This is a genomic window from Mucilaginibacter humi, from assembly GCF_013087555.1.
Map to the genome: position 1 here is coordinate 1 of NZ_JABFCR010000015.1, position 25,928 is coordinate 25,928.

The window sequence follows — 25,928 nt, forward strand, 5'->3', positions numbered from 1 at the left end:
TATAACGGAAAAGTTTTACCGGTAGCTGCAACAACACCTTAAGGTGTTGCCAAGCTATCTGCATTTGTATCGTCTATTAACTTTTTAACTTCCGGCAAGCTCCTAACACGGTTATTAATACCATTTACAATATTTAACGGTAACTTCACTGTAAGGTCTACTCCGTTTTTATCAACTATTGTAAACGATTTTGCCGAAAATTTAAAATTCTTTCTTTCGTCGATTTTTAAGTCATACCACTTCTTAACAGCATCAAGGTAAGCGGTAGTATCATTAGCAGACAATAAAGTATCTACCGTCGGCACGTCTTCATACGCGCTTTTAGCATCGTTAAATTTGTCTTTGTGAGTTGTCACCACATATTTTTGGGTTGGTACATTTTTGTTGGTTGAAGTATTCACCGATGATGGGTTGTTATTGCATCCTGCAATCACTGCTATAGCAGCAAAGAATAAAATTTTTTTCATGTGATAAAGTTTAATATGGTTTAGATACTCGTGTAAATAGATTAGTGATATTTATTGTCCGTCCGCTTAGGGACAGAACAGTTAAACTATCGGATATTCGAGGTTTATTTTTTTAATAGCAACATAATAATAGCTATTATGCCGCTAAACTGGCCTGCCCAAAAAATAAACATCCATTTAATTACATCAACTTTTGTCTCATTAATTTCTTTACGAACTAACGTTAGATCATCTTTAGTAGCTAATGTCTGGATAGTATTTTCCACAGATCGTTCTGTTTTATTATCGATGTATTTAAACATGGCCTCGGTAGTGTCATTACCTAATTTATCAGATAACAACTGGTATAGCCGGGCGGTTTCTTTTGCCTCTAAATACATAACAAATATAGTGATAAGGTTTAGGTTTAATAATGATAAGGTTTAGGTTTTTATATCATTATATTTCTTTAATTACGGCTGCTTACTTTTAAAAACTCGTTCACCACAATTTCTGAGGTATACTTTTTGTTGCCGTCTTTATCTAAATAGCTGCGATTGTTTATTCGGCCTTCAACTACAATTTCGTCACCTTTTTTCAGGACGTCTTCGGCTATTTTAGCCTGTGCGCCCCACAGCACTAAGTTATGCCATTGCGTGTCGGTAATCTTTTCGCCTTTGTCGTTTTTGTAACTCTCGCTGGTAGCAAGCGATAGCTTAGCCAGTTTCTTGTTGGTGTCAAACGTTTTAATTTCCGGGTCCATGCCTAAGTTGCCTACCAGGCGTACGCTGTTTTTTAATGAGTTCATGATTTCTAAATTTTACTTGTTCTACGTGTTTTAATTGACAGGACAAAGGTGCAGTGACACCCGAAAATTAGTCGGTTGTTAAGCGTTTATAGTCGACAATATACATTTGCAAACGTTTGCAAACGGATATAATATTGATTAACTTAGCTTTATGGAAACCGAAAAACATGCCTTGATTGCGGCAACCCCATCCACGGCCGCGCCGACAAGAAGTTTTGTAATGACTTGTGCCGCAACAATTATAACAACCAATTGAATAGCAATAGCTATAACCTGGTGCGCAATATCAATAATATATTAAAGCGTAACCGGCGCATTTTAGAGGAGCTTAACCCCGGCGGCAAAACCAAAACTACCAAAGCTAAAATGGCAGCGAAAGGGTTCGACTTTAAATACCTGACAAACAAATACGATACCCATAACGGCAAAACCTATCACTTCTGTTACGAATACGGCTACCTGCCCTTAGAAGGCGATGAAGTACTACTGGTTAAACGCGAAGAGAAAATAGAGTAGGTTTATCATCTTACTATCATAAGCCGTTAATCTTACAAAACGGTGAGACTACTAATGCCGCTACTATCCATATTTGCTTCAAAAAACATAAACATGCCCAATTTATTCTCACCGCTCAAAATAAAAAACACCGAATTCAGGAACCGTATCGTTGTATCGCCCATGTGCGAGTATAGCAGCGATGACGGATTTGCCACCAACTGGCACCTGGTACATTTAGGCAGCCGTGCCGTAGGCGGCGCAGCGCTGGTATTAACCGAAGCCATTGCCGTATCGCCTGAGGGCCGCATAAGCTACGGCGACACGGGAATCTACAAAGACGCACACATCGACAAGCTAAAAGAGATCAACGAGTTCATTCAGTCGCAAGGCGCGCTGTCAGGTACACAGTTGGCCCATGCGGGCCGCAAAGCCAGTCATGAGTTGCCATGGAACGGCAATGCGCAAATCCCTTCCAATCAACCTAACGGCTGGAAAGCCGTAGCCCCGAGCGCCATCCCTTTTGATGCAAAGGAAGAAGCACCTTTAGCACTTGATAAAGCCGGTATAGAAAAGGTAAAGGCTGACTTTAAAGCCGCTGCCGCCCGCACCTTAGCCGCCGGTTTCGATGTGATCGAGATCCACGCCGCGCATGGCTATTTAATACACGAGTTCTACTCGCCGTTAAGTAATCAACGAACCGATGAGTATGGCGGATCATTCGATAACCGTATCCGTTTGCTTTTAGAGGTAGTTGAAAGCGTGCAGCAAGTATGGCCGGCTGATAAGCCGCTCTTCGTGCGTATCTCATCAACCGATTGGACTGAGGGCGGTTGGACGATTGATGACTCTGTGGCCCCGGCTGCAATCTTGAAAGATAAGGGTGTCGACCTGGTGGATTGTTCATCTGCCGGTAATGTGCTGGCCAAGATCCCGCTTAAACCTGGTTACCGGTGGAGTTTGCCGGGGCCGTTGGCAAAACCGGCATCCTTACCGGCGCGGTAGGTTTAATAACCGAAGCCAAACAAGCCGACGACATCATCCAATCCGGCCAGGCCGACATGGTATTCATCGCACGCGAGCTATTGCGCGACCCACATTTCCCGCTGCGCGCAGCACACGAGCTTGGTTATGAAGTGAAATGGCCGGTACAGTACGAACGGGCTAAATGGCAGTGATTAGAAGTTGGTGATTAGAGAATTAGGCTGTTAATTGCAATAATGTTCAACTAATCTCTAATCAATAATCTCTAACCACTAATTACTATCTTTACAAATACATAACCATTAAACTATAAGCACCATGAAACGCACCGCACACGCCCACTGGAACGGTACTTTAACCGAAGGCCGGGGAGAGATCACCACCCAAAGTACCATACTTAACAATACCCAATACTCGTTTAAAACGCGCTTTGCCGATGGCATTGGCACCAACCCCGAAGAGCTGATTGCCGCCGCGCACGCAGGCTGCTTTACCATGGCGGTTGGCGCGGCCTTAAGCCAGGCCGGTTTTACACCGGGCGACCTGACTACCGACGCCATCCTCGGACCTCGATATGCAGGCCCTTGCCATCACCGGCATCCATTTAGAGTTAAAGGGAACCGCGATTGCCGGGGTAGACGAAGCTAAATTCAAAGAAATTGCCGAGGGCGCCAAAGCCAACTGCATTATCAGCAAGGCACTTAGTGTGCCTATTACGCTGAATGTGAGCTACCAATAACCGCGCTTGTAGAGACGCAATATTTTGCGTCTCCTATACGGGATATATCAAAAGCCATGGGTTTATAACCCGTGGCTTTTTTATTGTGATCCCCCTTGAAAATATGACGTGGCGGCAGGTATTACTCACCGTTTCCAAATGTAATGATCAACCCGCCTGAAACTATAAGCAACCCGCCCACGATCATCGGTAGGGTAGGGACGGATTAAACGTTATATAGCTTATCACGACTACAAAACCGGACCAACACAGAATTAATCATTTTTTTCAAATGCCTTTAAAACGCCCAGATCTCCGTCATCATCTATAATACGAAGTTTAAAAGTAGCATTATCCACAATCACGTCCACAATTATTGGTGCTGCAATCGGCGCTTTTTCCTGTTCTGCCAGATGAGTCCGGTCAAATATCATGGACACATAACTAACTTTCTCCGGTTTCCGGTTTATTCCATATAGCAGTGGCACACTCTCCAAATTTTCTACTAACTCTTCAGTGTTGGTAAGTATCCACCGTACCGCCTGAAAATATACGATATAGCCAGTTTTCGGGCCTTTTATTAGCTGCTTTTTTACAAAATCTGTGAGTGGTTGCTTGTCACTCCGCTCACAGGGGATAAAGACCACATACATGGGGATGGGCTGACTATCTGTATCATAGATAATCAACCCGTTTATTGTAGCGATATTTTTTTCTGCGCCGCCGCATATTCAATAAAGGAACTAAAGGTAAATACCATAATAATAATGATTAATCGCATGTGTGATAAGCTCTTTATATTTTTACGCATATTAACTTCAGCTAAATTAAGCGCATCGGCGGCAATAGCCTTGGCTTGATTTTTTGTATAAAGCAAATTTCTTCTACGTTATAGTAAGGCAAAACAAAGTAAACTTGCGGTAGTTGTACGGCCCTGACGTCAGCCGGGGCCGTTAAATCCTTAGTCATAATTGTCCCAGTCATATTCGCTGCTTAACCAAACCATACCCGTGCTTTTACCTGTTTCTACCTTCAAATCAAAGTTATTTCCGGTTTTGTGATAAACATAGTTTCGCCACATAAAACCAAAGTAGTTTTTAGGAATTGTTGTTAATTGCCCCGGTACCAGCTGGCTTAATGAATCAGGATAATGTTGATGTACAGTTTTATATGCTTCTACCGCATTAATAATTTTATTGGCATTAGTTAACCTGCTATTCTCCTGGAAGCGTAACAGCCCAAAAGCAATCAACAAACTAACAGGTACGGCAATAGCTGCATACGTTAGCGGCCTGTTTTTTTTTATTAAACCAAACACTATTATAAAAAGAGCTATTATGGTTAGAGCAAATGCTAAGTAAATACTAAACGGCGAAAGAAAATCAAGGTAAGAACAAACCAGTCCTATCATAATTAAACAATCAATTGGTAACCAGGTTAAGAAAGTTTTCATAGTGTTCTATAATACATAAATAATTAAATAACCTCTTTTTTGCCCGTTTATATAAATTGAAATAGAATTATAACTATAGTCACTCTCCTGTTATTTTATTGTAAGAGATTATGAAATAGTCACGAGTAAAAACCGGGCTATCTTCCAGACCGAGGCCTGCTTTTTTAAAATATAAATGGTTTCGCTGGAGTCCTCCGGGCCGCTCCAATGGTAAACTGTACATATCGCCAGGCTTTTATCAGTCGAATAAGCTACCGGGGACAATTCTAAAAAGGCTGTTCCCTTGAATTGATACTTTGGTATTTCGCGGAGATAAGCGGATGGCCTTTTAGTGCAGGGAGTTTATCTTCCCTTAATTTCCGCAGGTCGACGCCGGTCAAAAACGCGCGTAAGCCGGGATTTGTTCAGTACCCAGCCATTGCAGCTTGGCGTCCTTGAAATCGAGCCTTTTAAATACTGTAACCGATGTTTTATAAAAAATGGGGATTTGGCTGTCAACTCCCAGCTGTCGAACCAAATCTTGGTAAAGTTCAATTTTTTTCAGCACCATTTACCCGGCCCTTTACACTACATCCATATAAAAATGCAATGAAAATTAATATAATCTTTAGCTTCATAAATCGTTCACTTTTTGTTTAGTGCTTTGTACTGTCAACCGACCTGAAGGGCTGTAACATATTTGCGCACCACTTCTTATGAAAATTGATGCTTTTAAATACAACAAGAGTGATGCTACGAAACATCCGCAAACTAACGACTGGCTTTCAAAAAAACAGCTACAACCATGCAGGTTAGCATGATTAAGAGGTATATATAAATTGTTTTTCAGTTTAGGTAATATTAGCAAAAGCATCAATCTCATCAAATTTAAACAGATTTAATGAGATGGCCAATAGCTAAATTGCTTACCCGCTGCCGAAGTTTGTAACTTCCTACCACTATGCCTGTGGCCTGCGGCTACACCAATAAACTCTGCGCGCCAGGTTGTCACGTTAACCTATCGTGCAGGGATCGCCACACTTGTGTATCGTTCGCAATGACGGTGTGGCTGCGGTGTCGAGTTGGGGAGCGGATACCGGCCTGTGCCTAACGCTAACGCAAATAACTATAAATCAGATATTTTGATAGAAAATGAATTTCGCTTGTAAATAAATTAAACAAGTTAATAACAAAGTTGTTACATTCGGGTAAGTTTTAGCCCTGAACTACCGGTAAAACTATATAAACCAATGTTAAATTTAAATTAACTCTGTGTTGTTTGTAGTAACTGCATAGCATTAGTTTAACCTAAAAATTTTTTAAAGCTAATAGTAATTTGACCTTGTAATAACAGTATAACCCTTGCTTTGCCTAAAATTTTAAATATGTTTACTAATTCACAATAAATCCCAAACTTGACCACTATGAGACAAATTTACCAGCGATTATTAATAGTTTGCTGTATGATGTTAAGCGTAGCTGCGCTTGCCCAGCAACCGGGCCGGACAATTACCGGTAATGTAAAAGACGAGAAGAACCAACCGCTGCCCGGCGTGTCGGTATTAATTGCGGGCACTAACACGGGTGTAATGACGGATGTTAACGGTAACTACAGCCAAAGTAAACGGTAACGTAACGTTACGTTTTAGTTTTGTGGGCTACCTGACACAGGACCTGCCAGCCACCAGTAACACCCTGAATGTTACCTTGGTGCCCGATGCTAAACAACTTAAAGACGTGGTAGTAATTGGTTATGGTACATCAAGCAAAAAAGATGTAACGGGCGCTATAGCCACTTTAAAGGCCGAAGAGTTTAATATGGGTGTAACCACCACTCCGGCCGACTTGTTACAGGGTAAAATAGCGGGCCTTAACATTACCAAAAGCGATGACCCTAACAAAGCGCCTACGGTAATTTTAAGGGGGCCGTCAACCTTCCGTACGGATGGTGGGGCGCAGGAGCCGTTTTATGTAATTGACGGTGTACCGGGCGCTGCTATTGATGTATTGGCTCCGGCTGATATTGAAAGCATTGATGTGTTAAAGGATGCGGCGTCGACCGCCATATATGGGTCGCGGGCTGCTAACGGGGTAATTATTGTTACCACCAAAAAAGCCAAAAGTGGCCAGACGCGTTTATCATACAGTGGTTATGCGGGGATACAAAGTGTATCTAAAAAAATAAAAATGTTAACCGGCGACCAACTGCGCCAGTACCGGCGGATAACAAGGTGCCTGCCTTGGCAAACCCGAAAGATGATGATGGATCAAACACCGACTGGCAAAGTTTGGTGGAGCGTACCGGCTACTCGCAAAACCATAATATCAGCTATGGCGGTGCCGGCAAAAACTCTGATTATGGCGCAAGCGTAAACTACTTTAAAAATGATGGTGTGCTTAAACGTACCTCATTACAACGCACCATTTACAGGGGCTACATTAACCAAAGGTTTTTTAATGACAGGTTGAAATTGGGATTAAATATTACCAACACCAACTCGGACGTGAACGATATTTACCAGGCCAACGTATTGCCGGGCATGTTGTTTTACCTGCCAACGGTTAGCCCATACAACCCTGATGGCAGCTATAAAGAAAACTACCAGCGTACCGGCAGCGGTACTTTAAACCCGCTATCATTATTAAATAACAATACCATTAAAACCAATGATAATAAAACGCTGATAAACGGTATTGCCCAGTTAGATATCATTGACGGGCTGCGGTTTACTTTCAGCGGATCGATACAACGCGACCAGAATAACTGGAATAGCTACCAGAACAGCATGTCGGGTCTGGCTATAGGGTTAAATGGTGTTGCCAAGCGCCAGTCGTATTTAAACACTAATAATATCTTCGAATCTTACTTCAACTACGATAAAAACTTCGGTAAGCACTCGTTAAAACTATTAGCGGGATATTCTTATCAGCAAAACCGTACCAATGATGGTTTTGGTGTGCAAACGCAAGGATTCTCAAACGACGAGTTAATGTATAACAGCCTGTCGCTTTCAAACCCGAGCCAGTTATCGCAAATCGTGTTTGATTCTACCACGCCTATATCAACCTTAAGGCTGATATCTTTTTACGGCCGTGCGCAGTACCAGTTTGACGATAAATATTTACTGCAGGCTTCCTTACGGGATGATGGTTCGTCGGGCTTTGGTTTAAATACGCGCCATGGTTTGTTCCCGGCGGTATCTGCGGGCTGGAGAATTACCGGCGAAGACTTTATGCAAAAAGTACCTGTTATCAGCGATCTGAAGTTAAGGGTAGGTTATGGTGTATCTGGTAACAGCCTTGGTTTTAGTCCGTTTACGCCTTTATTGATTTATGGCAGCGCCAACAGTAAATTTTTATATAACGGCAACGTTATTAACGCTATTGGCCCGGTACAAAACCCTAACCCCGATTTGCGTTGGGAAAGTACCGGAACGCTTAACATTGGTTTAGATTTTGGCTTGTTCCAAAACCGCTTAACCGGTTCATTTGATTATTACGACAAACGTACCAGCAACCTGATCTACTCACAGTACCCGGTATCATTAACCCAGTACTTCCTGCCAACCATTACGGCAAACGCGGGTAATATCAAAAACTCAGGTGTCGAGTTAAGTTTAACTGCGGTTGCGGTAAGATCAGGCAGTTTTAACTGGAAAACCTCTTTCAACGTATCGCATAACACCAACGTGGTTGAGAGCTTATCGAAAGATATTTATAACCTGCCGGCATTTTATACCGCGCAACTGGGCGGCAAGGGGCAGTCGGGCAACTACAGCCAGATTGTACAGCCGGGCCAGCCTATTGGTACGTTTTACTTATGGCACTACCGGGTAAAAATGCTACAGGTGTAAGTACTTACCAAAACGCTGCGGGTGCTACTATTGCTACACAGCCTTTAACAACAGATCAGCGCGTCGCAGGCAGTGCGCAGCCAAAAATGATATATGGCTGGAGCAACACCTTTAGTTATAAAAACTTCGATTTGAATTTCTGGTGCGTGCGGTAACAGGCAACAAAATATTGAACGCAACCCCGGCTAACTTAAATAACCCTACGGATTCTAAACTACAAAATATCCCTCAGTTTACTTTAAATGAGGCATTTACAGATGTGAATGGTTATTTGATATCTGATCGTTTTCTGGAGAGCGGCTCATACCTGCGTATGGATAACGCTACATTGGGTTATAATATTAAAACCCAGTCGGGTGCTTTTAAAGCAATCAGGTTGTACGTAACAGGCGATAACTTATTTGTGATAACCAAGTACCGCGGTGTTGACCCTGAAGTTAACATAGGCGGTTTAACGCCGGGTATTGATAACAATAACTTTTATCCAAAAACACGTACATTTTTATTTGGCATTAACGCTTCATTCTAATTTAATCGAAACATAAGAACATGAAAAAGATATATTCATTTTTAGCGGGATGTGCAGCTTTAGCCACTATAGGCTCATGCACCAAGTTAGATGTGCCTGTAGAATCGCAGTATGTACAAGCTAACTTCCCAAAAACCACGGCTGATTATACGGCTTTACTGGGTACCATGTATGCCAACCTTTCTTCAAACTACGCTGTGCCTTACTGGCGCATGCAGGAGTTATCAACCGACGAGGCCATTTTGCCGGCGCGTGATGGTAACTATGATGACGGCGGCCAATACCGCCAGCTGCATTACCACACACGGACGTTTGATCACCCTAACGTTATAGGCGTTTGGCAATGGGGCTTTAGCGGTATCAATACCTGTAACCGTTTGTTAACACTTGTTAACGGAGGCCCGTCGCCAGAGTCTGTTAAAGCGTCTTATTCGGCCGAGATAAGGGCCATGCGCGCATTGTATTATTTCTTTATGATGGACCTGTATGGTAATGTGCCTATCATTACCTCCTTCCCGGTAAACGGCCTGCCGGCTACCGAGCAACGTGCAAAAGTAGCTGCCTTTATTGAAAGCGAATTGAAAGCAATTTATCCTATCCTGCCCCGGAAATCAAGCAACGCGGCAGCCAATACGCTGCAATATGGCCGCCCTACCGGGAAATGGCATTCGCATTATTGGCAAAGCTGTATTTAAATAATAATGTTTATACCGGTGGCGCAGACCGTGGAAACGAAGTTGTTGCAATGTGTGACAGCGTATCTAAAAATACCAACTACAGCTTAGATGGCAAATACCGCGATATATTTTTACCAAACAACGGCCCGCAGATAAACGAGACCATATTTGCCGTTCCTTACGATCAGCAAATTGGTACTAACCAGTTTACCCGCTTTGGTTTTTACCCGGCGCTTTACGGCCTACGGCCTTGCCGCCCCAAACCTGAGTATAGCCATGAGTACTACCCCCGAATTTTATAACCGCTTTAACATACCTAACGACTTCCGTACCAAAACCTGGTTGGTTGGCCCGCAGTATGTACCGGATGGTGCAGGTGGTTTTACTGCGCAACCAGCTTATTACCCAGGCACTACCAACCAAATTGTTATTACCGCTACTTTAACATTGGTACCGCCAAAACCTATGGATTTAGGTAATACACAGGCAAGCCAGGGCAACCGGCATACGTTCTATAAAATTTTATCCTGATCCTACTATTACCACAGCTACCCGTTTAAACGGGAACGACATGCCGGTATTTAGGTTAGCTGATATTTATTTAATGAAAGCTGAGGCCATTTTGCGCGGCGCTGCGCCAACTACCGTTAACGGCGTATTAGAAACACCTTTAATACTGGTTAACAAATTACGTGGCCGCGCAGGTGCGCAGGCAGCAGGTACCGTTGATCTGGATGTGTTGTTAGACGAGCGCGCCCGCGAACTATCATGGGAGGGCTGGCGCCGTAATGACCTGATAAGGTTTGGCCAGTTTGAAGTTGAGTATCCGTTGCCAAACGATGTGCTGACGATGAATAAAGATGTAACAAGGAGACTTTACCCGATCCCATCAACAGAGCTGAAAACAAATACAGCCCTGCAGCAAAACCCGGGATATCCCAAAAATTAAAATAAAAAAGAGCCCCAACAAAACAGCCCCGGATATTCGGGGCTGTTTTTGTTTATGTCTTATCGATCTTTATATACACAGTAGTCTTAATTCAACGAGTGCCGTTGTTCGGGCTTGTGCAAAGTGTGATAATTGGTGTTTAATAAAATCATGGTAATTAAACCAAATACCGGGCAAAGGCCGGTAATAAAATTCGATAACAACACATTATTACTTACAACACTTTTCCCGGTTTCCATTAGCCGGCTGCTTTCGGCAACCTGGATATTTATCAGCTGGTTTAAAGATTGCTGTAGCTGTGTAAAGTAAACCTCGCTTAATGCTATTTGCCCCTGGCCGTTAGTTAATAACGAAAAGCTCTTCAGTTGCAACCTAAAAACGGCCCATTGGGCGGCTTCTTCGGGGTTAAATGAGTAGCCTCATATTTCTTTGCCAAAGTTTCAATAGCGGTAAGATTAGTTTTTATACTTGCCGGACTACTATTTTTAGCCATCATGAGTTTATTCTCATAAAGCAAATTGTTCATTTCGTGAGCAAAAGCCGCAGGCAATAGCCTGTCGTTTCTTAGCGATGTCAGCGTTTTATCCAATGTCGCCACATGGTTTTGGCTAACTACATTGGCCAACAACAACAATACAGTTAAAATTGAAAATATACACGCCGCTTTAACTTTGTTTTTTACAGAAAATGCCCACTTCATAATAAATCAGATTTTTATATAAAGATACCAATTAAATAGCAAGTGATCTATTTATTGATCAGCCCCTAATATTGGCGCGCTGATTTGTTTGCCTTCCCCGGCGGCTTAATTACACCAGCAGCCATGCCAAAATGGTACCAACCACAAATCAAGGTTTGTTAAGCTATTTCACGCCCACCGCTTCTTTGCGGCGCCTGCTCCATAGCTGTCCCATGTGTTTGGTGGGGATGTTGTCGCCTAATATTTTGCCCGGGGTTTAAGGTCGTCAATACGGTCGAAGATGATTTTAAGTACCGCTATAAAGGGGATAGATAAAAACATGCCCGCTACGCCCCATAGTGCATTACCCAGCAATACCACCACGATGGACACCAGCGCATTGATTTGTACCTTGGATGATACGATGCGCGGCACCGGGATATTATTATCAATAAACTGGATAACCGCATAGGCTAATATTACCAGCAGTTGGGTGCTGTAGCCGTCCTTGGTTACAGTTGCCATTAGCACCGGCAATGCTATAGCCACTATACCGCCCGGTAGGGTATTAAGTTTAGTATGGCGCCTATACAGCCTATTAACACCCCGTATTTTATACCTAACAATAATAGCGCTGCTGAGTTCATGGCGGCTACGATCATCATTTCGATCAGCAACCCTACGATATAGCTTTGTATGGCGGTTTTGGTTTCTTTTAAAACTTCGCTCACCTTTTTTAGATTTTCTTCTGCGAATACTTCGTATAAAAAATTAAGAATAAGTGTTTTATACAACATCATTAAAAATATATATACCGGCAGCAATAGTATGACACCCAAGGTACCAAACAGCGAGCCCACAGTTTGGCCAACCATGGCCTGGCTGCTACCCAGTGCATCTTTTATCATTTGGTCCTGCTTTTTTACGGCCAGGCCAAAAGTAGCGGCTATCCACTTTTTAAGGTCGACAGACATCTCGGCAAATTTTTGTTTGAGCATAGGCAGTGAGTCGCCAAACTGGATGATCTGGGTGGACAGGAAATAAAATACCGCCGCCACCACTACAAAGGCTATCAGCATTGCCAAACAAATAGCGTAAATTTTGGGGATTCCATAGTGCTCGAACCGGTTGGCCAGCGGATTAAGCAATACCGACAAAAACGCCGCGAAAGCCAGAGGCACCAATATATCTTCTAACTGTGCAAATACGTAAACCAGCAAAACCAGCCCAAATAGTATTACGGTGGTTTTTAAATAGAAGGGATATTCTTTAGCAGCCATGATATATAAGTTTAACAAACAAATAGCATAATGGCTATAATTGTTTTAAGTTAAGCCGGGCTTTAATGGCCGGCAGGCAGCATAAAGCAAAGTTCGGTACCACGGCCGAGGGCGCTTTTGGCCCAGATCTTTCCTTTTTGTTTTTCTATCAGGTCCTTGCAAAACAGCAGGCCCATGCCGGTGCCGCTTTCGTTTTCGGTGCCGGTAGCGCTGGTTACCTGGCTTTTAAACAGGGTGCTTAAATATTCAGGACGCATACCCACGCCGTTGTCCTTTAAGCAAAATGACACGCTCTCATCGTCCTCCAACCAGGCCGAGATCTCGATAAGACCGTTGCGGTTTGAGAATTTAATGGCATTGGTTAAAAAGTTATGCACCACAATCCGCACCGAATTTGGATCGGCGTGTGCCACGGCATTAATGGCTACGTTTATTTTAGTGGTAATGTTTTTTTGCTTGAGCTTATCTTCCATGTGCAATAACTCGCGGTTCAGAATATCAATCAATCCAAAATTGGTTGTGCGGTCCTCGGCCAGGTCTACTGGCTGTTTATCCAGAACAGCAGGGTATCCAAAAAATCAGAGGTGTGCTCCAGTGTATTAAATACCTTAGGCGTCATGGCTATAAATTCCTCGGTGCTGATGCTGGTATCAATCATCAGGTTAAATAACCCTCTTAGCGTACTTATAGGCGCCCGCAGGTCGTGTGCAAGCACACCTATCAGGCGGTCCTTTAGTATGTTTAGTTCGTTTAGTTTAGCGGCACGGGTGTTAAGGTCGGCTTGCTGGGCGGCCAATAAGGCATTAATTTTTTGCTGTTTGCTTTTTGCGACATAATAAACCAACGCTATTATGGCCAATATAAGAATAACGGCTGCCGACACCTGATTCTCAGTGTTTTGTTTGGCTATTTTTTGTTGGTAAACTTTTTCTTTCTGACGTTGTTTGGCTGCGAGGTCTCTTCGTTTTTTGGCGAAGTCGAGCTCCGGTTATAAAACATTATTTTATTTACACTTTCGTTGTGTTTCAGATCGCTTTTTAAAGTCGAATACAATTCATACTGATGGTAGGCCTCTTCAAAACGTTTTAGACCCCGCAGGGGCCTTGCTAAGCGCTAAAGCTGCATTGGTTTTAATAGACAGGCTGTTTAGCTTAGCACCTATGTTTTGGGCCTGTATTGCGTGGTTGTAAGCTTGCTGGTATTTCTTCTCTAAGTTATAAACTAATGCGAAACCGATATTAGCATTGGCCCTGTTAAATAAGATCTTATTGTTGGCTGATGTACTTAAAGAAAGGTTAAGGTAATAAAGTGCAGAGTCGAGATTTTTGGTATAATAATGATAAAGCCCCAGATCATAATAAACCAAACTTTTGCCATCAGTGTCGTCAAGACGATGGAATATTACTGATGCCCGCCTTAAAAATTTAATGGCCTCGCTATAGCGTTGTTGTGCAATTAGTGTTTCACCTATATTTTGGCACCCGGTACTAATTCCCTGCTGGTCATGTAATCGCTCCCAAACGCTAAGTGCTTTGTTAAAATAAGATATAGCTTTTGGATACATTTCGAGTTGATGCATAATTAAACCGATATTGCTATATACATTAGCCGCGGATAGATGGTTATTATGTTTAGTATAAAAAAACAAGGCTTTAAAGTAGCAGTCCAGCGATTTTGAAAACTCTCCTTTGTTATTGTAAGTAATACCCATCAGGTTATAACATTCAGCCTGATCGCTTTCGTCAGCTGTTTTTGAACACCAACGCAGCGCTTTATTGTAAAGTGTAAGTGCGGTATCATAATTACCCAGATAATCCTGTATGTAACCTAACCCCCGGTAGCCTATGCAGATACCATGAGCATACCCTATTTCTTCGTATAAATTTAATGCGGTTGTATAATTTCTGGTAGCTATTTCATAATCTCCCCTAAAGGTGTTTACATCAGCAATATGGGCCAGCCCATCCGCGACGCCTTTTTTAAAGTTGATCTGTTTTGATAGTTTTACCTGTAGATTGCCATAGTAGGTAGTGCTATCCGGAATTGATTCAAAATATTTTTCTGCGAGTTTATCAAGCCAGCTGATGATGAGCGTATCAGGTTTAGCCGAACTTTTTAAAGAAGCTGTAACTAACCTCTTAAGGCTATCAGTTGACCTGTCTTGCTGTTTTGCAAACACATTTAACACAGCCAGATTAAAAATAATAAGTATAGCGAAATAAGGTTTCAATATAGAACTGATCGACAATTAATTAAAAATAAAAGTATAACTTATTATTTAAAAAATATCGACAATAATAAATATCAAAAAAGCCCGCTAATATTTTCAGCGGGCTTTTAATAAGTTGTTATCCGATCATGACTTATGACTGCATCAGGTTAATTACTTCAACAAATTCTTCCAGCTTACTAAATCGCCAATAATTTTATCTAACTGGTCGGCGGCAACACGTTCTTGTTTCATGCTGTCGCGATGGCGGATGGTAACGGTGTTATCTTCTAAAGTCTGATGATCAACCGTGATACAGAACGGTGTCCCGATAGCATCCTGGCGGCGGTAGCGTTTGCCTATGGCGTCTTTCTCCTCGTATTGCAGGTTAAAGTCCAGCTTAAGGCTGTCCATTATTTCGCGGGCCTTTTCGGGCAGGCCGTCTTTTTTAATTAACGGGAATACAGCCGCTTTAACCGGTGCAAGGCAAGGGTGCAGGCGCAATACGGTGCGGCTGTCTTGTTTTTCATCTGTGCTCAGGTCTTCTTCCCGGTAAGCGTTGATCATGGTTAGCAGGAACATGCGGTCCAACCCAATTGATGTCTCAATTACGTAGGGGATATAGTTTCCATAAGGTTTTTCGGTAGCCGGGTCAATCTCAGGGTCGAAGTATTGCATCTTCTTGCCCGAGAACTGCTGGTGCTGGCTCAAATCAAAATCGGTACGGCTGTGGATGCCTTCCACCTCTTTAAACCCAAACGGGAACTCAAATTCGATATCATAGGCAGCATCGGCATAATGCGCCAGCTTGGTATGTTCATGGTAGCGGTATTTAGCCGCGTCGGTGCCTAAAGCCGGGTGCCATTTAAGGCGGGTTTCTTTCCATTTGTCAAACCATTGGGCCTGTGTGCCGGGGCGTACAAAGTATTGCATCTCCATTTGCTCAAATTCGCGCATACGGATAATGAACTGCCTTGCAATAACCTCGTTACGGAAAGCTTTACCTATCTGCGCAATACCAAACGGAATTTTCATCCTGCCCGATTTTTGAACGTTTAAATAGTTTACAAAGATGCCCTGGGCAGTTTCCGGGCGAAGATATATCGTGTCAGATTCATCGGCTATAGCGCCCACACGGGTGCTAAACATCAGGTTAAACTGTCGCACTTCTGTCCAGTTGGTGGTACCGCTGATAGGGCATTTTATATTTTGTTCGATGATAAGTTCGCGCAGGCGGGGCAGGTTTTCGGCTTTAAGCGCGTTGTCCATTTCCACCTGTAGCTCTTCGGCTTCGCTGGTTTTTCCTTCTTCGTCAAGTTTGGCTATGCGGTCTTCCAGTAACTGATCGGCGCGATAGCGTTTATTCGAATCTTTATTATCTATCATCGGGTCGCTGAAGCCATCAACGTGGCCGCTGGCTTTCCAGATCTTTGGGTGCATAAATATAGCCGAATCGATCCCTACAATATTATCGTGCATTTGCACCATGCTTTTCCACCAGTAGGTTTTGATGTTGTTTTTCAATTCGGCGCCAAACTGGCCGTAATCGTAAACGGCACTAAGGCCGTCATAAATCTCACTACTCGGGAAAACAAAGCCATACTCCTTGGCGTGTGCTATAACGTTTTTAAACAGTTCGTCGGTATTCTTGCTCATAATAGGGGCAAAGATATATTTTTTTGATCTTGGATGGGGGAATTAATACTTAAAAGTGTTTGATGGTAAATGGAGATAAATTAGGATGTGTTTGATAATAATAATAGCGTTGCCTTCGGCCCGGGCTGTCCATTCATACGCCTGCAGGCCTTAGGCGCCTGGCCGGTATCCATTGCCATCCCTAACGCGGGGTTTACTTCCTCAATTCCCGCAAAGCATCGCCCGCAATCCACTTAGCAGCCTTGCTATCCTGCTGCTGTATCCGCTCGGCACATTGAATAGCCAGCGGCCTTAATGTACCGTTGCGCTTACCAATTTGCCTTAGCGCCCAGTTAACGGCTTTCTTCACAAAGTTACGATCGTCCCAGGCTTCGCGCTCTATGATGGGGAAGAACCGGATAAACACCAGGTCGTCAGCCTTTTTATCATGCACTGCAAGCTCAGCCATTAGCACAAAGCCGGCGCGTTTTATAAATTCTTCTTCACGTTTGCTAAACTCCAGTGCTTTGTCAATAGCATAAGGCGTGCGGTCAAATAGATTGCCGCAGGCCTGGTCGCATACATCCCGAGGAGGCAAAATCTTTGGTCCAGTTATCAATTAGTTTGGGGTTGGTTAGCTTTGGGTCGGCTATCAGGGTTGCCAGTATGCGGGCCTCGTGGATGCCGGTATCCCACAGTTGTTGGGCCAGCTCGTGGTCCTTTTTTATCAGTTTTGATAATGCCCTCACTTCTGGAATTTTAACGCCCAATGCTTTTTCATTAGCAATACCAAAGCGGGCCATACCGGCGTGGTACTGGCATCGGCTTTCTGTTTAAGGTGATCAATTACTTCGGTAACGGTCATGACTGGTGAGTTGGATAAGTGAAAATTATGAAATTACATGAACTTTGCGGCATTAATGGTGTTTAATAGCCAGCAGTACTAAGTGTTTTGTTTCACGATGTGATGAAACAGATGAAACAAGTGAAACAAGATTTAGGCTTAACAGATTGACAGTAAATTGATTATAAAAACTGGTGAAACAAAATGAAACAAATTTTACCTGTCAACTATCTAATAATCAATTCATTAATAAAAATAATAATTGTTTAAACATTATAAGAAACTCATAAATTATTGCTGATGAAATTACGCTTTACTTCGCTCTTGATGTTGCTGTTTGTAACCGGATATGCACAAGAATTTACCGATACTACCGGCAAAAGATCGCCTGCCAGAACATTAACTTCTGCGCAATACCAGGCCTATTTAAAAGGCGAAGCAGGTGAGGACTGGCGCGCGTGGCCGAAATGAACCACTACCCGCTGCCGGACAAAGTATTAAAATGGCGCAATGAAATTGACCTGAGCCCTATCCAGATCAAAAAAATTACTGAGGCCAGCGCTTACCTTCGCCGCCGCCGGTTGCAGATTGGTGGCTCTATTATTGATACAGAAAAGATGCTTGACAGTATGTTCAGGTACAATAAAGTGCAGGATGGTAACCTTATTTTTTATGCTACCGGGTATGGCTCTTACCGGGGCGAACTGCGAAATGCCTTATTACAGGCCTGTTTATCAACCCAAAAGCTACTGTCGCAACAGCAGTTAAAAAAGTATGAAAGCCTGCAAAAACGTAATTGATGAATATGCCGTTTGATTTATTTAATTTAGCGCCCTCATTTAGTTAGGATATGAAGATTAGTTTCGATTTTGAAAAACCACTGGCCGAGTTGCTTCACCAAATTGAAAAAGTGAAGCAGGTTGAAGACAAGAACAAGTTAGACATGTCTGCAACATTAACCGAGCTGGACAATAAATTAGAAGCAGCAAAGAAAGAAATATATGGCAACCTTACCGGTTGGCAAAAAGTACAGATCTCCCGTCATCCTGAAAGACCCTATACTTTACAATATTTAGAGTTGATGTGCGATGATTTTATAGAACTGCATGGCGACCGTACCGTTGGCGACGATAAAGCGATAATAGGCGGCTTTGGTACCTTAAACGGCGAAACTGTAATGTTCATCGGCCACCAAAAGGGCCGTAACACCAAGGAGCGCCAGTACCGTAATTTTGGTATGGCTAACCCCGAAGGTTACCGCAAGGCTTTAAGATTGATGAAGCTGGCTGAAAAATTTGGCAAACCGGTAGTTACCCTGATTGATACTCCCGGAGCGTTCCCCGGCCTTGAGGCCGAAGAGCGCGGACAAGGCGAGGCTATCGCCCGTAATTTGCTGGAAATGGCCGTGTTAAAAGTTCCGGTTATTTGCGTGGTTATTGGCGAAGGCGCATCGGGCGGTGCGTTGGCGATTGGGTATTGATGCTGGATAGGAGGCTTCTCTGCCGCACATGGCCTTATGCGCTGCAAATCAGGTAAAACCTAAGGCCCGGTCCTTTTGCCTCCTGTTGTCGCACAAAACCCTCGCTTCAGTCAAAATTACCAATGCCTTTGCAGCCGCACAGCCCACCTTGTTTTACCTGATTTCGCCCGAAGCTGCCCGTACGACAGTTTTAGGACAGAAACAACATCTTCTTATTAATGAGTATTAGAAAAAAAAGCGTAAAGGCCTGTCAGCACGCCGGGCCGGGAGTATGGCCTTGCGGGCGGAAGCGATCGGGCTGACTTGATTCCGCAACTTCCTGCGCGGGGATGATATCCGGCATTACTTCATTGTATTTACGTAACGCGTTTTTAGCCAGGTCGGCGTGGCCTTCTTTATACAGGTTCTCGGCGAGGTTAGTGTATAAGCGGCTAATTAACGGGTAAAACATGGTTAAAGATTCATGGTCGAGGTAACTGGCCGTTTTCATGTTGCCATATTTAAACTTATTCATCATATTATTATACATCACCATGCTATTGGTGCTTTCCAGTGGCTGGGCGGCGGTATCAGGTTTTAATGGTAATAAATGATAAGTAAAGCCCTCGTTATACATGTATTTCCCTAAGCCTATCATACTTTCAGATGGCACGGTAACGGTAAAGTAAATGGGCCTTTTCCAGTTGTTATGCGACAGGATATCCAGTAATGCTAAATTATCTTTAGTAACAAACTGGCGGGGTAGGTAAAATTAACCTCGGGTGCTATCTGGTCGCGCTTGTCGGCAGGTAGTGTCCCGGTTTTTATTACTTCATCGGCATTAACCGTTATTTTTAAGTTTTTGGTAGGTAGGTAGTTTACCGATTCGCCATTTTCATACTGTGCCATAGCGTCTTTATTGTCCGACAGCATAAAGTCAAACACATCCTTTAACTCAGAATAGCCCGGCAGCTTGGCATCATTAAAATAAATAACATCGCGTGTGCCGTTTTTAAACTTATCGTTAGCCATAGTAATAGGCAATGGCGCCGATTCATTCATTTTGGTTTTCATTTGTTTAATATACCAATCGGTGCCTAACAAACTTAAGTTTACTATGCGTACATCCGGGCGTACATTTTCTACTTCCTGCAGGTACCATACCGGGTAGGTATCGTTATCGCCATAAGTAAACAATATGGCATTTGGCGCGCACGAGTTTAGGTAGTTGTATGCCATATCATGCGGCGTAAGCTTGGTAGACCGGTTATGATCGTCCCACTCTGGTTAGCCATTAATATCGGCCCAACAGCCAAACAAACAACAGTTGATAATACGGCCGCGTTAACCGCTTTTTCTTTGTTTCTTCTTAACAGATCAGCAATAAATAATACCGCCAGGCCTATCCATATCGCGAAAGCATAAAAAGAACCCGCGTAGGCATAATCACGCTCGCGCGGTTGCAGTGGGTCCTGATTAAGGTATAGCAATATGGCAATACCAGTGAAGAAGAAAAGGACACCAACCACACCGGCGTCTTTTTGGTTACGCTTAAAGTGGAAGTAAATCCCCATAAGCCCCAAAATCAGCGGTAAAAAGAACAGGCGGTTATAGCTCTTGCTTTTAGTTACCGAGTAGGGCAGTTGTTTGCTAAAGTTCCAGCCGCTTATCCAGTCGCCGTCTATACCTTTTTGCTGTCCATCCAGTTCATTGGTGCGGCCGGCAAAGTTCCACATAAAATAGCGGGTATACATTTGGTTAACCTGCCGGGTAAAAAAGAAGTTAAGGTTATCGGCAAAGGTTGGGTTCTGGCCCTCGCCAAGCCCCACCCAACTCCTGTAAAAATCGGCGTGGCCGGCTTTCTCGCTAAACATGCGGGGGAAGATGGTGTTGCGGTCGTAAATTGTGGTCAGCTTTTTACCTGCAACTTCATATTTCTTTTCGCCGCGGCGATATAGGGTTGCACCTTCGGTTTGGTCTACAGGTTTTGAGTCGAAGAACTGACCGTATAATAATGGCGTATCGCCGTACTGGTCGCGGTTAAGGTAGCCGTTCAGCGCGAATGCATCCTGCGGGTTGCTGTTATTTAAATTGGTACCCGCTTTAGCACGGATAACAATCATCACAAACGAGCTGTAGCCAAATAATATAAACGCAAAGCATATTAAAAAGCTGTTTAAGGCAAAGCGTTTGGTACGGATCTTAACGATATACTCTAACAGCGCAACAATCGCGATAGCTAATACCAGGCCTAATATGCCGGCGCTGATGGTAAGCGTTAAAATAAAGCTTGCTACCATTACAATTAGCGCAGTTTTGCTCTCGTTTTTGGTAAAGATTATACCGGAGACAATAGTAGCGGTAAGCAACAGGAAGAAGGCGATAGCGCCACTGCCGAAGCCAAATCCTAAAGTATTTACAAAGAACAGGTCAGAAAACGCGGCGCCTTTTACCGTGTATTGAATAATGCCCCACAGCACCGCGGCTACAATTACCACGCCCAATAAAAAGGCCTTAATTGTGCCCCCGGTAGTTGCCGTTGGCGATTTGCGGAAATAAATAACCAGCGCTATAGCCGGTATAACCAGTAAGTTTAATAAGTGGATACCTATAGAAAGGCCCATTACATAGGCTATGAAAATGATCCATTTGTCAGCACCCGGTTCGTCGGCATGTGCATCCCATTTTAATATCGCCCAAAAAACAATAGCGGTGCATAATGATGATTGCGCATAAACTTCCGATTCGACGGCTGAGAACCAAAAGGTATCAGAGAAAGCATAAGCTAATGATCCAACTAAACCGGCGCCAATGATTAATATGATATTGGTGAGGTGTAAATCCCCTTCTTTTTTAATCAGGATTTTTTTGGCAAGTGCGGTAATGGTCCAGAATAAAAACAATATGGTAGCGCTGCTGGCTAAGGCCGATGCCATGTTGGTCCAGTAAGCAACTTTGGTAATATCGCCAAATGATAGTAGCGAAAACGCTTTGCCCAGCATGGTAAACAACGGCGCACCCGGTTGGTGGGCCACTTGCAGGCGGTATATACAGGCAATAAATTCGCCGCAATCCCAAAAGCTTGATGATGGCTCAAGCGTTAAAACGTAGGTAATAGTAGCAATTGCAAAGGCCAGCCAGCCAAACAGATTGTTGATTTTATTATATTTCATTTTAAGAAATTACAAAAAGTAGTGGTTTATTCAAGCAACGAAAATAAGAAACTAACCCGATGTTGCAGCTAAATAGGGAAGGATTTAGCATTTTTTAACATAATTTACGCGCCCCACCCAGCCCTCGCCGGTAGGGAGGGCTTAGTAATCAGCACTTAAAGTCTCCCCTTCCGGAGGATATTTTGTGGGACCTTATTTTTTTGAAATTTCCATTTTGAAGTTGAAGATTTCGTCTTATATTTGCATTCCTTTTCGGGACGTATGTTTTCGGAGGAGGAGATTGCCTGATAGTATAATGGTAGTACGACGGTTTTTGGTACCGTTTGTCTAGGTTCGAATCCTGGTCGGGCAACAAATCAATTCGGATTTCGGATTTTCAATTTCGGATTTAGGTCTGGAGGGAAATGAAATCCGAATTGTTGTTTATAGCTATTAACTCATTAACCAATTCGAAATCGAATATTCGAAATTCGAAATCAAAAGATGCCTTTACAGTTTAACACGGTTAAATTATTTGCAGGTTCCGGATCAATAGATCTGGCGCAGAAAATTGCCGATGCTTATGGGCAGGAGTTGGGCCAGTCAGCCTTATCGCGCTTTAGCGATGGCGAGTTCCAGCCCCACTTTAATGAGTCTGTACGTGGTTGTGATCTGTTCCTGATAAATTCTACCCATCAGCCTACCGATAACTTAATGGAGTTATTAATGATGATAGATGCCGGTCGCCGCGCATCGGCCCATCACGTAAACGCCGTTATCCCTTATTTTGGTTTGGCCGGGCAGGACAGGAAAGACCGCCCGCGCGTTGCTATAGGCGCTAAGCTGGTTGCAAATTTATTGGTTGCCGCGGGCATTGACCGCATAATGACCATGGACCTGCACGCTGCACAGATACAAGGATTTTTTGACATCCCGGTTGATCACCTGGATGGTTCAATAATTTTTGTACCTTATATAAAAAGCCGGGTTTGAAAATGCTCACCATTGCTTCGCCTGACATGGGCGGATCATACAGGGCGCGTGGCTTTGCCAAGTTCTTTAACGCCGAGGTGGTTATTTGCGATAAGCAACGTAAACGCGCCAACGAAATTGAATCAATGACCCTGATAGGTGATGTTACCGGCCAGGACATTGTATTGATAGATGATATTTGCGATACTGCCCGCACATTAGCTAAAGCAGCGCAATTAATTATGGACAAAGGTGCCGCCAGTGTACGTGCGGTTTGTACGCACCCTGTATTATCAGGCAATGCTTACGAAACTATTGAGAACTCTGCGTTAGCCGAGTTGATAGTTACCGATACCATACCGCTTAAACAGCAAAGCCCTAAGATAACCGTGTTATCAACCGCCGACCTGTTTGCAAAAGCGATAATGAATGTAAACGAGCATGGCTCAATAAGCCAGCTTTTTAAAGTAGAGTAGGCCTCACCTAAATCCTCTCCAAAGGAGAGGACTTGAATGGCTTGTGTAAAATGAATTAAAATATCCTTACGATAGCCCCTGTCCTTTGGAGAGGGGTTGGGGTGAGGCTTTAAAAACAAATAAATAATTAAAAATGAAATCAATTGCTATTAGCGGTTCTCCAAGAGAGAACGTAGGGAAAAGAGACGCGAAAGAGCTGCGTTACCGTGCTTTGGTACCGGCAGTGCTTTACGGTGGTGCAACACAAACCCACTTTTCGGTGTCCGCAGCTGATTTGAAAGCCGTAGTTTATACGCCGGTTGTTCATTTCATCGACCTTGACATTGCTGGTGTTAAATCACAGGCTATTATTAAAGATTTGCAGTTCCATCCATTAACTGAGCAGATCATACACGTAGACTTTTTATTGTTAGACCAGGCTAAACCTATCGCTATCGATATCCCTGTGCGTTTAACAGGTACTTCGCCAGGTGTTAAAGTAGGTGGTAAACTGGTACAAAAATTACGTAAGCTTAAAGTTAAAGCACTTCCTAAAGATCATTTAGACTTTATCGAAGTTAGCATTGCCGCTTTAGAGGTAGGTAAATCTGTAAAAGTTGGTGAAGTTAGCATCCCTAACCTTACTATCTTAAATACTAAAGAAGATACTATTGTTTCTGTAACTACTTCACGTGCATTACGTCAGGCAGAGCAGGAAGCAGCTAAAGGTAAATAAATCCCTAACCCCTGAAGGGGAATAAAGAGGAAACTAAAGCGATTGACATGTGTCAGTCGCTTTTTTATTTAATGTTAATATCTTCGCAGCATATCAGCTTCCCCTTTAGGAGGCTAAGGGCTAATGGGGATGCGTCCATATTTTGCAAAATTTTTAAAAAAGCCAAAGTCTGCAATTGCAAGGCCGGTGCCGGTTAACAATAATATGAAATATCTGATAGTAGGTTTAGGTAACATTGGGCCCGAGTATGCCGATACAAGGCATAACATCGGGTTTATGATATTGGATGAGCTGGCCAAACAGGAGGGGGCAAAATTTCACAACATGCGCCTGGCTTATTACACCGAGGTTAGCCACAAGGGCCGCACCCTGCATTTAATAAAACCAACCACCTACATGAACTTAAGCGGAAAAGCGCTTAATCACTGGATGAATGAGTTGAAGATCCCCGTTGAGAACGTATTGGTATTGGTTGATGATATTGCCCTGCCATTAGGTACCCTGCGCCTTAAGCCCAAAGGAAGCGCAGCCGGCCATAACGGCTTAAAACATATAGAGGCTACCTTAGGTAATAACGAATACGCCCGTCTGCGTTTTGGCGTTGGCGATAATTACCCTAAAGGCCGGCAGGTTGATTATGTGTTAAGCGGATTTGATGCTGACGAACAACCCGAGTTACCGGTTTTGATAGACCGCTCAATAGAAATGATAAAAAGCTTTGCGACGATAGGGACTGAGCTGACGATGACGAAGTTTAATAAATAACCAGCATCTGCTATCGGTAAATTTGGTTGAGTAAGACTACTTTAAGCGTATAAACATTATCTTTAAACACTTAGCCTGTTTCATAATTGTATGCGTGTTACAAACCAAACGTCTGTCCGGCCCACAAATCATTTGCTGGAAATCGCCAATCAAAAGCATATACCATCTTTAGATGGGTTAAGGGGAGTTTCTATCATCATGGTAGTGGTATCTCACCTTACGCTATCCTCGAACTATTTTTACACCATGATCTTTAACGGACCATTAGGTGTTAATATTTTTTTTGTGATAAGCGGTTTTTTGATCACGTCATTGTGTTTAAAAGAAAAATTGCTAACCGGCACCATATCTCTTAAAGATTTTTATATCAGGCGGGTGTTAAGAATATTTCCGGTGGCTTATTTGTATATAGCTGTTGTTTTTATTCTTGATCATTTTTTTCATCTGCAAATAGCCTGGTTTCAATATTTAGCTGCATTATTTTACATTATGAATTTCAGCTATTTTCGGGCGCATGGGGATACGGTACAACTTGGACATTATTGGTCTTTATCTATCGAAGAGCAGTTTTATATTATCTTTCCATTCTTTTTAAAGAAGAACTATAAGATATTCTATTGGGCAGTAATATTTATAGTAATTGTGTTGCCTGTACTTTGTGGTTTGCAAGAGTTGATTCAATCAATAAATCACGGTGTGTTTTATTATTTTACACATTACTTTATTAAGTTTCAATCTATAGCAACAGGCTGCTTATTGTCTATGTTGATTTTAAAAAAGGGATTAACTACCAATGGCTGTTATCGTTTAAGGTTATAGGTAATCTGTTGGCTATTTTTATCATATTCTA

Annotated in this window: 36 protein-coding genes, 1 tRNA gene and 2 pseudogenes; 20 read left to right on the forward strand and 19 right to left on the reverse strand. The window is 43.0% G+C overall.

All coding sequences use genetic code 11. The features are described 5' to 3' along the window. Positions 1 to 38 precede the first annotated feature (38 nt). The 3 genes from HK413_RS04550 to HK413_RS04560 form a co-directional block, all read right to left on the reverse strand. Complete coding sequence (locus HK413_RS04550; protein WP_175269257.1) at positions 39 to 467, reverse strand: hypothetical protein; 429 nt, start codon at positions 465 to 467, stop codon at positions 39 to 41. 104 nt (positions 468 to 571) lie between these two features. Then, positions 572 to 847: a hypothetical protein gene (locus tag HK413_RS04555; RefSeq protein WP_175269303.1), complete on the reverse strand. Its 276-nt coding sequence runs from the start codon at positions 845 to 847 to the stop codon at positions 572 to 574. 68 nt (positions 848 to 915) lie between these two features. Beyond that, entirely contained in the window at positions 916 to 1,254 is a 339-nt protein-coding gene (locus tag HK413_RS04560) for a single-stranded DNA-binding protein (RefSeq protein WP_175269304.1), read from the reverse strand. Positions 1,255 to 1,506: 252 nt separating this feature from the next. On the opposite strand from HK413_RS04560, the gene HK413_RS04565 reads away from it, so the two are divergent. The 4 genes from HK413_RS04565 (at position 1,507) to HK413_RS04575 (ending at position 3,381) form a co-directional block, all read left to right on the forward strand. Further along, positions 1,507 to 1,770 carry a hypothetical protein gene (locus tag HK413_RS04565; RefSeq protein WP_317169288.1) on the forward strand — a complete coding sequence of 88 codons (264 nt, stop codon included), beginning with the start codon at positions 1,507 to 1,509 and terminating at the stop codon, positions 1,768 to 1,770. A gap of 54 nt (positions 1,771 to 1,824) precedes the next feature. Beyond that, positions 1,825 to 2,754: an NADH:flavin oxidoreductase/NADH oxidase gene (locus HK413_RS04570; protein WP_262886788.1), complete on the forward strand. Its 930-nt coding sequence runs from the start codon at positions 1,825 to 1,827 to the stop codon at positions 2,752 to 2,754. After that, positions 2,703 to 2,927 carry an oxidoreductase gene (locus tag HK413_RS20735; protein WP_317169289.1) on the forward strand — a complete coding sequence of 75 codons (225 nt, stop codon included), beginning with the start codon at positions 2,703 to 2,705 and terminating at the stop codon, positions 2,925 to 2,927. Before HK413_RS04570 ends, HK413_RS20735 begins: the two co-directional genes overlap by 52 nt. Before the next feature lie 124 nt (positions 2,928 to 3,051). Further along, complete coding sequence (locus tag HK413_RS04575) at positions 3,052 to 3,381, forward strand: OsmC family peroxiredoxin (RefSeq protein ID WP_246229764.1); 330 nt, start codon at positions 3,052 to 3,054, stop codon at positions 3,379 to 3,381. Positions 3,382 to 3,726: 345 nt separating this feature from the next. On the opposite strand, the gene HK413_RS04580 is transcribed toward HK413_RS04575, so the two are convergent. From HK413_RS04580 to HK413_RS04590, 3 genes are all read right to left on the reverse strand, one after another. Beyond that, complete coding sequence (locus tag HK413_RS04580) at positions 3,727 to 4,140, reverse strand: hypothetical protein (protein ID WP_175269305.1); 414 nt, start codon at positions 4,138 to 4,140, stop codon at positions 3,727 to 3,729. A gap of 272 nt (positions 4,141 to 4,412) precedes the next feature. After that, on the reverse strand, positions 4,413 to 4,769 hold the full coding sequence (locus HK413_RS04585) for a type II secretion system GspH family protein (protein ID WP_217452068.1): 357 nt from the start codon (positions 4,767 to 4,769) through the stop codon (positions 4,413 to 4,415). A 511-nt stretch (positions 4,770 to 5,280) separates the two neighbouring features. Then, the gene (locus tag HK413_RS04590; RefSeq protein ID WP_175269307.1) at positions 5,281 to 5,454 is read right to left on the reverse strand and encodes a hypothetical protein; all 174 of its coding nucleotides are present in this window, start codon (positions 5,452 to 5,454) and stop codon (positions 5,281 to 5,283) included. 853 nt (positions 5,455 to 6,307) lie between these two features. Here HK413_RS04590 and HK413_RS16715 point away from each other — a divergent pair. The 8 genes from HK413_RS16715 (at position 6,308) to HK413_RS14855 (ending at position 10,892) form a co-directional block, all read left to right on the forward strand. Next, entirely contained in the window at positions 6,308 to 6,514 is a 207-nt protein-coding gene (locus HK413_RS16715) for a carboxypeptidase-like regulatory domain-containing protein (RefSeq protein ID WP_246229766.1), read from the forward strand. Continuing rightward, complete coding sequence (locus tag HK413_RS16720) at positions 6,480 to 7,256, forward strand: TonB-dependent receptor plug domain-containing protein (RefSeq protein ID WP_246229767.1); 777 nt, start codon at positions 6,480 to 6,482, stop codon at positions 7,254 to 7,256. Before HK413_RS16715 ends, HK413_RS16720 begins: the two co-directional genes overlap by 35 nt. A 1,447-nt stretch (positions 7,257 to 8,703) precedes the next feature. Beyond that, positions 8,704 to 8,892 (forward strand): hypothetical protein, encoded by a 189-nt coding sequence (locus HK413_RS16730; RefSeq protein ID WP_246229769.1) that lies wholly within the window; start codon positions 8,704 to 8,706, stop codon positions 8,890 to 8,892. Positions 8,893 to 8,906: 14 nt separating this feature from the next. Continuing rightward, positions 8,907 to 9,266 carry a hypothetical protein gene (locus tag HK413_RS16735; RefSeq protein ID WP_246229771.1) on the forward strand — a complete coding sequence of 120 codons (360 nt, stop codon included), beginning with the start codon at positions 8,907 to 8,909 and terminating at the stop codon, positions 9,264 to 9,266. A 20-nt stretch (positions 9,267 to 9,286) separates the two neighbouring features. After that, entirely contained in the window at positions 9,287 to 9,961 is a 675-nt protein-coding gene (locus tag HK413_RS14840; RefSeq protein ID WP_217452069.1) for a RagB/SusD family nutrient uptake outer membrane protein, read from the forward strand. Continuing rightward, complete coding sequence (locus HK413_RS14845) at positions 9,928 to 10,245, forward strand: hypothetical protein (protein WP_217452070.1); 318 nt, start codon at positions 9,928 to 9,930, stop codon at positions 10,243 to 10,245. The genes HK413_RS14840 and HK413_RS14845 overlap by 34 nt, the downstream gene beginning before the upstream one ends. Further along, positions 10,220 to 10,474, forward strand: coding sequence for a hypothetical protein (locus tag HK413_RS14850; protein WP_217452071.1), 255 nt, complete (start codon positions 10,220 to 10,222; stop codon positions 10,472 to 10,474). The genes HK413_RS14845 and HK413_RS14850 overlap by 26 nt, the downstream gene beginning before the upstream one ends. 7 nt (positions 10,475 to 10,481) lie before the next feature. Beyond that, a complete protein-coding gene (locus HK413_RS14855) occupies positions 10,482 to 10,892 on the forward strand; it encodes a RagB/SusD family nutrient uptake outer membrane protein (RefSeq protein WP_317169290.1) in 411 nt (136 codons plus the stop codon). A gap of 86 nt (positions 10,893 to 10,978) precedes the next feature. Here the strand turns inward: HK413_RS14855 and HK413_RS04605 are convergent, their stop codons facing one another. From HK413_RS04605 to HK413_RS14870, 10 genes are all read right to left on the reverse strand, one after another. Next, a complete protein-coding gene (locus tag HK413_RS04605; protein ID WP_175269308.1) occupies positions 10,979 to 11,263 on the reverse strand; it encodes a hypothetical protein in 285 nt (94 codons plus the stop codon). Next, positions 11,254 to 11,592, reverse strand: coding sequence for an MCP four helix bundle domain-containing protein (locus tag HK413_RS04610; protein ID WP_175269309.1), 339 nt, complete (start codon positions 11,590 to 11,592; stop codon positions 11,254 to 11,256). The genes HK413_RS04605 and HK413_RS04610 overlap by 10 nt, the downstream gene beginning before the upstream one ends. Before the next feature lie 237 nt (positions 11,593 to 11,829). Next, positions 11,830 to 12,120: an AI-2E family transporter gene (locus tag HK413_RS19350; protein WP_217452072.1), complete on the reverse strand. Its 291-nt coding sequence runs from the start codon at positions 12,118 to 12,120 to the stop codon at positions 11,830 to 11,832. After that, positions 12,120 to 12,851 (reverse strand): AI-2E family transporter, encoded by a 732-nt coding sequence (locus HK413_RS04615; RefSeq protein ID WP_217452073.1) that lies wholly within the window; start codon positions 12,849 to 12,851, stop codon positions 12,120 to 12,122. Before HK413_RS04615 ends, HK413_RS19350 begins: the two co-directional genes overlap by 1 nt. A gap of 62 nt (positions 12,852 to 12,913) precedes the next feature. Next, positions 12,914 to 13,357: a sensor histidine kinase gene (locus tag HK413_RS04620; RefSeq protein WP_175269310.1), complete on the reverse strand. Its 444-nt coding sequence runs from the start codon at positions 13,355 to 13,357 to the stop codon at positions 12,914 to 12,916. A 32-nt stretch (positions 13,358 to 13,389) separates the two neighbouring features. Then, a complete protein-coding gene (locus tag HK413_RS04625; RefSeq protein ID WP_217452074.1) occupies positions 13,390 to 13,734 on the reverse strand; it encodes a histidine kinase in 345 nt (114 codons plus the stop codon). A gap of 192 nt (positions 13,735 to 13,926) precedes the next feature. Continuing rightward, a complete protein-coding gene (locus tag HK413_RS04630; protein ID WP_217452075.1) occupies positions 13,927 to 15,030 on the reverse strand; it encodes a tetratricopeptide repeat protein in 1,104 nt (367 codons plus the stop codon). Positions 15,031 to 15,234: 204 nt separating this feature from the next. Continuing rightward, a complete protein-coding gene (locus HK413_RS04635; protein WP_175269313.1) occupies positions 15,235 to 16,716 on the reverse strand; it encodes a glycine--tRNA ligase in 1,482 nt (493 codons plus the stop codon). A 193-nt stretch (positions 16,717 to 16,909) separates the two neighbouring features. Then, on the reverse strand, positions 16,910 to 17,293 hold the full coding sequence (locus tag HK413_RS14865) for a DNA alkylation repair protein (RefSeq protein ID WP_217452076.1): 384 nt from the start codon (positions 17,291 to 17,293) through the stop codon (positions 16,910 to 16,912). Further along, entirely contained in the window at positions 17,247 to 17,498 is a 252-nt protein-coding gene (locus HK413_RS14870) for a DNA alkylation repair protein (RefSeq protein ID WP_217452077.1), read from the reverse strand. Before HK413_RS14870 ends, HK413_RS14865 begins: the two co-directional genes overlap by 47 nt. A gap of 341 nt (positions 17,499 to 17,839) precedes the next feature. Between HK413_RS14870 and HK413_RS04645 the strand changes: the two genes are divergently transcribed. From HK413_RS04645 to HK413_RS04655, 3 genes and pseudogenes are all read left to right on the forward strand, one after another. Beyond that, positions 17,840 to 18,010, forward strand: a complete 171-nt coding sequence (locus HK413_RS04645; RefSeq protein ID WP_175269314.1) for a hypothetical protein — start codon at positions 17,840 to 17,842, stop codon at positions 18,008 to 18,010. Continuing rightward, complete coding sequence (locus tag HK413_RS04650; protein ID WP_175269315.1) at positions 18,007 to 18,339, forward strand: hypothetical protein; 333 nt, start codon at positions 18,007 to 18,009, stop codon at positions 18,337 to 18,339. The genes HK413_RS04645 and HK413_RS04650 overlap by 4 nt, the downstream gene beginning before the upstream one ends. Before the next feature lie 50 nt (positions 18,340 to 18,389). Next, a pseudogene (locus tag HK413_RS04655) lies at positions 18,390 to 19,013 on the forward strand (carboxyl transferase domain-containing protein); the annotation flags it as partial. 256 nt (positions 19,014 to 19,269) lie between these two features. Here HK413_RS04655 and HK413_RS04660 read toward each other — a convergent pair. The 3 genes from HK413_RS04660 to HK413_RS16740 form a co-directional block, all read right to left on the reverse strand. Continuing rightward, positions 19,270 to 19,656, reverse strand: coding sequence for a hypothetical protein (locus HK413_RS04660; protein WP_175269316.1), 387 nt, complete (start codon positions 19,654 to 19,656; stop codon positions 19,270 to 19,272). Between the two features lie 74 nt (positions 19,657 to 19,730). After that, the gene (locus HK413_RS04665; RefSeq protein ID WP_175269317.1) at positions 19,731 to 20,237 is read right to left on the reverse strand and encodes a hypothetical protein; all 507 of its coding nucleotides are present in this window, start codon (positions 20,235 to 20,237) and stop codon (positions 19,731 to 19,733) included. After that, complete coding sequence (locus HK413_RS16740) at positions 20,219 to 22,171, reverse strand: glycosyltransferase family 117 protein (RefSeq protein ID WP_246229773.1); 1,953 nt, start codon at positions 22,169 to 22,171, stop codon at positions 20,219 to 20,221. Before HK413_RS16740 ends, HK413_RS04665 begins: the two co-directional genes overlap by 19 nt. Before the next feature lie 281 nt (positions 22,172 to 22,452). On the opposite strand from HK413_RS16740, the gene HK413_RS04675 reads away from it, so the two are divergent. From HK413_RS04675 to HK413_RS04695, 5 genes and pseudogenes are all read left to right on the forward strand, one after another. Further along, positions 22,453 to 22,523 (forward strand) — tRNA-Gln (locus HK413_RS04675). Positions 22,524 to 22,654: 131 nt separating this feature from the next. After that, positions 22,655 to 23,598, forward strand: a pseudogene (locus HK413_RS04680) (ribose-phosphate pyrophosphokinase). Positions 23,599 to 23,731: 133 nt separating this feature from the next. Then, on the forward strand, positions 23,732 to 24,313 hold the full coding sequence (locus HK413_RS04685; protein ID WP_175269318.1) for a 50S ribosomal protein L25/general stress protein Ctc: 582 nt from the start codon (positions 23,732 to 23,734) through the stop codon (positions 24,311 to 24,313). A 204-nt stretch (positions 24,314 to 24,517) separates the two neighbouring features. Further along, on the forward strand, positions 24,518 to 25,078 hold the full coding sequence (gene pth, locus HK413_RS04690) for an aminoacyl-tRNA hydrolase (protein ID WP_175269319.1): 561 nt from the start codon (positions 24,518 to 24,520) through the stop codon (positions 25,076 to 25,078). Positions 25,079 to 25,168: 90 nt separating this feature from the next. Further along, a complete protein-coding gene (locus HK413_RS04695; protein ID WP_217452078.1) occupies positions 25,169 to 25,897 on the forward strand; it encodes an acyltransferase family protein in 729 nt (242 codons plus the stop codon). Positions 25,898 to 25,928 lie beyond the last annotated feature (31 nt).